This window comes from Paenibacillus campinasensis, assembly GCF_002272015.1.
Taxonomy (GTDB): Bacteria; Bacillota; Bacilli; order Paenibacillales; family Paenibacillaceae; genus Paenibacillus_AQ; species Paenibacillus_AQ campinasensis.
In genome coordinates, this window is the sequence record NZ_NPBY01000059.1 from 96,221 (window position 1) to 102,692 (window position 6,472).

At 50.3% G+C, this 6,472-nt stretch carries 8 protein-coding genes; all 8 read left to right on the forward strand.

From position 1 onward, the window contains the following. The first annotated feature begins 122 nt into the window (after positions 1-122). The gene (locus CHH67_RS18660) at positions 123-572 is read left to right on the forward strand and encodes a MerR family transcriptional regulator (RefSeq protein WP_095266731.1); all 450 of its coding nucleotides are present in this window, start codon (positions 123-125) and stop codon (positions 570-572) included. 114 nt (positions 573-686) lie between these two features. After that, a complete protein-coding gene (locus tag CHH67_RS18665; RefSeq protein WP_095266750.1) occupies positions 687-1,541 on the forward strand; it encodes an ABC transporter ATP-binding protein in 855 nt (284 codons plus the stop codon). After that, positions 1,528-2,187 carry an ABC-2 transporter permease gene (locus CHH67_RS18670; RefSeq protein ID WP_342351963.1) on the forward strand — a complete coding sequence of 220 codons (660 nt, stop codon included), beginning with the start codon at positions 1,528-1,530 and terminating at the stop codon, positions 2,185-2,187. Before CHH67_RS18665 ends, CHH67_RS18670 begins: the two co-directional genes overlap by 14 nt. Then, complete coding sequence (locus CHH67_RS18675; protein ID WP_095266735.1) at positions 2,187-2,552, forward strand: GntR family transcriptional regulator; 366 nt, start codon at positions 2,187-2,189, stop codon at positions 2,550-2,552. Before CHH67_RS18670 ends, CHH67_RS18675 begins: the two co-directional genes overlap by 1 nt. 303 nt (positions 2,553-2,855) lie before the next feature. Next, positions 2,856-3,569, forward strand: coding sequence for a response regulator transcription factor (locus tag CHH67_RS18680; RefSeq protein WP_095266751.1), 714 nt, complete (start codon positions 2,856-2,858; stop codon positions 3,567-3,569). Next, positions 3,541-4,953 (forward strand): sensor histidine kinase, encoded by a 1,413-nt coding sequence (locus CHH67_RS18685; protein ID WP_179292164.1) that lies wholly within the window; start codon positions 3,541-3,543, stop codon positions 4,951-4,953. Before CHH67_RS18680 ends, CHH67_RS18685 begins: the two co-directional genes overlap by 29 nt. Positions 4,954-5,048: 95 nt before the next feature. Continuing rightward, positions 5,049-6,155: a TolB-like translocation protein gene (locus CHH67_RS18690; RefSeq protein WP_095266737.1), complete on the forward strand. Its 1,107-nt coding sequence runs from the start codon at positions 5,049-5,051 to the stop codon at positions 6,153-6,155. A 48-nt stretch (positions 6,156-6,203) separates the two neighbouring features. Further along, the coding region (locus tag CHH67_RS26540; RefSeq protein WP_218832036.1) for a hypothetical protein at positions 6,204-6,472 on the forward strand (269 nt) is incomplete at its 3' end.

Genomic DNA, 6,472 nt, shown 5'->3' on the forward strand with positions numbered 1-6,472 from the left:
ATCCCCGAGCATCGGGGACTGGAGCGGGATTTCCGATTACGGCTCAGCTGCTTTACAATAAGCTTAGTGCCTTCGTGTAACACGAAGGCAAGAGGCTTTTATTTTTTTAAGGGGGAATCCACATGTATACGGTCAAAGAAGCCGCTCAGATTACGGGACTCACGGAGCACGCCGTTCGCTTTTACACAGATAAAGGTCTGGTGCCAAGCATACAGCGCAATGCGCATAATATTCGATTATTCGACGAAGAATCGATCAACTGGCTGCATGGCATCAAATGCCTCAAGCAATCCGGGATGCCGATCGATGTCATTAAGAAGTACATCGATTTATGTCTCGAGGGGGATTCGACCATTCCGCAACGCTACGCACTCATGATGGAGCATAAAGAAGCAGCGCTCGCTAAGCTCGAAGAAGCCAAACGGCACGTTGCCCATTTGGTAGAGAAGACAGCGCTGTACCAGGGCATTCTGGAGAATCGCTCTCCAGATACAATGAACCCCGCGCACTGGGACAGAATTCAGCATATGCATGGGGATGTGTTTTACTCCAGCGCTGCGCGTAGAGCGTGAGATCGTTATAAGCCTCTCGATAAAAACTTTTTGGCAGGCATTGACAAGATCACCTCGCAAGAGATATATTGTGAATACACGATATGCACAATTTGGTGAGGAGGGATGGATGAGGTGCTTGCATTAGACATTCGAAATGTAAATAAGACATACCCCAATTTTCAACTTAGGAATGTATCGTTTCAGCTGGAGAAGGGCTATATTATGGGTTTTATCGGTGCGAACGGCGCAGGGAAGACCACAACGATCAAATCCATTCTGAATATGACCCGCATGGATAGCGGAGAAATTCATGTATTGGGGAGAAATATGGCCGAGTACGAACTTGAACTGAAGCAGGAGATTGGGTACGCCATGGGCGGTGTAGATTTCTACACCCGAAGCAAATTGAAGACATTGACCAATGTGATCAAGAAGTTCTATGCCAAATGGGACGAGGGAACCTACCGCAATTACCTTCGGAGATTCAAGCTGGATGAGAACAAAAGGATTGCCGAGCTATCGACGGGAATGAAGGTGAAATACAGCATTGCCATCGCCTTGTCCCACGGGGCAAAGCTTCTCATTCTCGATGAGCCGACAAGCGGGCTTGACCCGGTGGCAAGGAACGAGCTGTTGGATATTTTTCAAGGACTTGTCGCCGACGGGGAAATCAGCATTTTGTTCTCGACGCATATTACTTCAGATTTGGAGAAGTGTGCGGATTATATAACCTTCATTGTAGATGGGCAAATCGTCCACAGCGGGGAGAAGGAAGAGTTCAAAGAGTCCTATCTTCTTCTCAATGGTTCTGCAGCGCAGCTGAACCAGGTGAAGGACAGATTGATTTCCTATAGGATGAATTCTTTTGGATTTACAGGGTTGATTCCCGCGAGTGACTTCGATAACTCCTGGAACATAAAGGCGGCAACGCCGAGCCTGGAGGAGATCATGGTCTATTATGCGAAGAAGGAGGATGAGTATGTATAACCTGGTGATGAAGGATGTACGGCTGGCCGTGCCCCCCTTTTTCTTTCTGTTTCCTCTCTTGTTTGGTGCCTTAATGCTCATTCCCGGTTGGATTTACTTTGTGGTTCCGCTGTATTTCTGCTGGATCACGATTCCGAATGTGTTCAACCAATTTAAAGCGCAGAACGATTTGATGTTTACGTCGGTGATGCCTGTCGCCAAACGAGATATGGTAAAAGCAAGGGTAACCCTTGTCGCCGGCTTTGAACTGCTGCATATTGTGATTGCCGCGATCTTCGGTTCCATTTCGATGAGCTTATATCCGAATGTAACCTATTATTTTTTCCCGCCGAATATGGGTTTCTGGGGGTTAAACTTTGTCATGTTTGCGATCTTTAACCTCATCTTTATCCCGATGTTCTATAAAACGGCTTACAAATTCGGCTGGGCGCTGCTCGCCGCCGTTACGGCCGCCATGCTGTTCGCCGGAATCACCCAATGGATCGGCATTCAAAGCCCGGTTGTGAATGAGATTTTCTACGGAACCGGCGCGCAGCAAGTGAGGCTCCAGGCCTTCATCCTGATCTCTGGAATCGTGATCTTCTCGGCGTTTTCCGTCATCGCTAATCGGCTTGCGGTGAAACGATTCCTCCAAGTGGAAGTCTAATGAACATTGCAATCTCGAACGCATCGGACAAACCGATATACCAGCAGCTTTTTGAGCAAATCAGCGCCCAGATTCTGAAGGGAGAATTGGAAAACGGCTATTGTCTTCCACCGATCCGACAAGCGGCTCAGGAGCTTAGCATCAGTGTCATTACGGTCAAAAAGGCTTGGGAGGCACTAGAGCGATACGGGTTGATTCATACCGTAACAGGGAAGGGCTGTTTTGTCGCCGAACTATCCGCTGATCGAAAATTGGAGATTCGCAATGAAATGATCCTGAAGCAAATGCTTCTTGACACCTCGTATTACAAATCCTTCGGGCTTACCCTGGATGAAGCGATTGAGATGTTGAAGAAGGTATATTAGAACGAAAGCATAAATGACATGTACCGAGGAACCAAACAACCATTGATGGCGGGAGTGCGTCAATGGTTTTTTTTCATATATATCCTCAACAGAATAAAATAGGAGCCGATCAGATACTCATTCCCAGGTGCATGTTCTATCCCGCTTGCGATATTATGGATGAAGGAAGTTATTGTTGGGGAGGGCATGTGATGAGCCAGGGAGTAACCGAATGTAACGTATCTTCGAAAAGGGCTTTGGCAGGCTGGACGGAGCACCGCTGTGTGTGCGTGGTTCACGAACCCATCGCAGACGTACCGTCCGATGAATGAGAAAATTCTAGTGGTGGAGGATGAAAGGCAGATTTCGGATGCTATCGCTTATGCGCTCAGAAGAGAGGGATATCGCGTCGAGGTGGTCGATCATGGCGGAGCGGCCATTCCGAAGATGCTTGAGTTTCGGCCGGATGCCGTTATTCTGGATGTGATGCTGCCGGGAATGGATGGCTACGATATCCTGAAGAAATTTCCTGACCGGGGCAGTATGGGCGTCATTATGCTTACGGCCAAAGAGGATATTGTCCACAAGGTGCTGGGACTGGAGCTCGGAGCGGATGATTATATGACCAAGCCGTTTGATATGCGAGAGCTGCTGGCTCGCTTGAAGTCACTGCTGCGGAGAATGCAGGCTGCAGCGGAGAAGCCGGAGCCGGAAGAGATTGACCTGGGCGGCGTGAGGCTGCATGTGGGCAGGCGAAGTGTGGTGGCAGGCGATATTCCTCTGGAGCTAACACCGAAGGAGTATGACCTATTGGCCCTATTGGCGGTAAACCCCGGCCGAGTGTATACGCGGGAGCAGCTGCTGGATTCGGTATGGGGAATGGACTACATCGGGGGCACACGCACCGTGGATATTCATGTCCAGCGAGTGAGAAAGAAACTCGGGGCGGAGTTCAGCGACCTGATCCAGACGGTTCATGGCGTCGGTTATAAAGCAGCAGGAGGGCGCAGTGACCAACAGCATAAGAATAAAATTTAGTATTTTTCTGGCCGTCTTATTGCTGCTTACCGTATTTGTGTTGAGCCTGCTCGTATTGGAGGGAATCAAACGAAATCAGCAGAGCTCGTATGAGCAATATTTAGCCCAGCAGGCGGTCACGGCGAACATATTCTTTATCCAGACCATCCTGGCTGAACCGAGCAAGGTTCCTGAAGCGTTCCTTGCGTCCGAAGGAGAACAGTTTGCAGAGCGGCTGGCATTGATCAGCGGGCAGTCGGTCGTTCTATACGACCGGGAAGGGGCCGTCGTCAGCTCCAGGAGCTCCGCTCGTTTATCCGACGGCTTGAAGGAGACACTGACGTTTGCGCTTGACAATAAAACCGCTTATTGGGCTGAGCATGATTCCCTGTATTATATGACCCCGCTAAGGGTCGGTAACGATCAGGTGGGTGTCGTCCAGTTCTACTACTCCTTATCGGAGAACCTGGCGTTCTATAATCAAATCAGGCAGCTTTTTATTTGGATCGGCGGCGGCGTATTTATGCTTAGCTTTGTGTTGGCTTATGTCTATTTTAATTCATTCGCGAATACGATCATCCGGTTGAACCGCATGGTGAACAGTGTCCGGGAAGGTCGATATGAAACGATGGTCCTTAAACGCAAGGATGAGATGGGAACGCTCAGTGAAGGCATTCATGCCATGAGCGAGCAGATCAAGGGACATATCGAGCAGCAGAAGCAATTTATCGGCAACGTCACGCATGAGTTTAAAACGCCGCTCACCTCCGTGAAGGCCTATCTCGACTTGCTGGATATGTATCCGGACGATCCGAAGCTGCTGGAAACGGCAAAGGCGACTATAAGGAGCGAAACCGAGAGGCTGTACGAGATGGTCGATAAAGTGCTGCAGCTGTCTGCATTAGAGAAGTACGATTTCGAATTCAGCAAAGAGCGGCTGGATATACGGCAAGTGGTTGTACCGGTTCTGGACGGGTTGAAGGGGAAGATGGACAAGTTTGGCATTCAATTGGAACAACGTCTGACGGAAGTTTACGCCGAGGCGGATAAAGACATCCTGACCATTATCCTTGCTAACCTGTTGGACAATGCCATTAAGTACAATAAGCCTAGAGGGCGTATTGTGGTAAAGAATTACTTGAAGGACGGCCGGGCGGTCATTGAAGTTGCCGACACTGGCATCGGCATCCCGGATGAGGTGGCGCGGCAAATCTTCGAACCGTTCTATACCGTGGACAAGAACAGATCCCGGCAGAGCGGCGGGGTCGGCTTAGGGCTGGCACTTGCCAAGAAGTACGCCGAATCGCAGGAAGGCTCCGTCGAGCTGGTGCAGACCGGAACGGAAGGAACAACGTTCCGCGTCTCGTTGCCAGCCTGTGATTTCTCGGGTACGGGTGGACGGTAATATTTTCGAAACAATTGTTTACATCTTCGAAATAGGTGGCGGCGAATTCGGAAACAATCTCCTGATAGCATAAGGAGCAAGGAGGAGATGAACTTATGAAATATACAACGCTGCTAAAAGCTGTGTCGATATTGGCATTGCTGTTCACCATAACAGCCTGTGAAGAGGAGAAGGAGGGGAATACAACCGTCATTGAAAAGCCGGGCGGCACGATTACCGTCATTGAAGATGCCGGTGAACCCGCAGGCAGGCCGAGCATCAAGGTAGAGCGGATCGACCCGTATGAGAATATGCAAATTTCCGACTGGCTGGATGAAGATACGGTGATCGTTGCCAAGGACAACGAAGCTTTGGAGAAGATGAGCCTGGCAGAGCTGTCGGATGCTTACCCGAGAAGCCTGTATGTATACCATCTTGATACTAAGGAATATGAGCTGCTGAAGGAACGGGAGAACGCCTTTCTGGGGGAAGCTGCCTTATCCGCAGACAAAGGCTATCTGCTCTATAGCGAAGTTTCTTTAGGCGACCCGGTGTACTATATGATGAACCTTGATACGGGGGAGGAAGTCGGTCTTTACGGCGAATCGATTGGTGGAGCTATGAGCGCCAGATGGGCCGATAATGATACGATCATCGGTGCGGCATACAGCGGCGGTGCTTATATGGCGACTAAAGCAGGGGAGATCACAACGATTGATGAATTACAGGAGGAAGCGTTATTCATCGTTCACAAGATGAAGGATAAATGGTATTACAACACCAGTGCTGATGAAACCTTGCAGGTGCTGGACCTTGCAACCAAGGAGAAGGCAAGCCTCGGCTTGGAGCATGTGTACGATGTCGTACCATCGCCGAGCGGAGATCAGCTGCTTGTGCTGCAGCAGGTTGGGGATAGAAGCACACTGGTGTGGTGTGATGAGACCGGGGGCAATCGTAAGACGATTGCGGAAGGAGCCGAGCTTGGAGGCGTATCCTGGTCGCAGGATCAGCGGATGATTGCGTACAGCCTCAAAGCGGATGTCAGCGGGACGACCCACGGTCTTTATGTGTACGATATGCTAAGCGACGAGTCGACCCAGATTGCGGTGGGCATCGGAAATACCGTGACGCGATGGAGCCCGTCAGGCGAATCGCTGGCGTATACAGAATGGAGCGGGACGCAGTTCAATAGCCACATCGTTCATATAGATTCTTCATTGTAACTATAGTGAGCAAGAGGGGGCTAGCCCCACAGTATTGGCCTTGAGCGGATGTATTATAACCCGCCGCAAATGAATTCCCCGGTTGGCACGGATGAATTAGAAGTAGGGAAAGAACAGGTTGTTATGGGCCTTCGCCCGGGCATCCTTTCCGCGAATGCATATGATGATTATGCCTATTCGTTGGAAAGGAGCGATTATATATGGGGTTTTTTCCACCGCCTGGGGCCGGGGGAGGATTTCCGGGACCTCCAAGCGGGCCCGGTGTGCCGGGGGGACCGGGGATTCCAGGAGGATTTCCGGGGGCACCAGGACTTCCG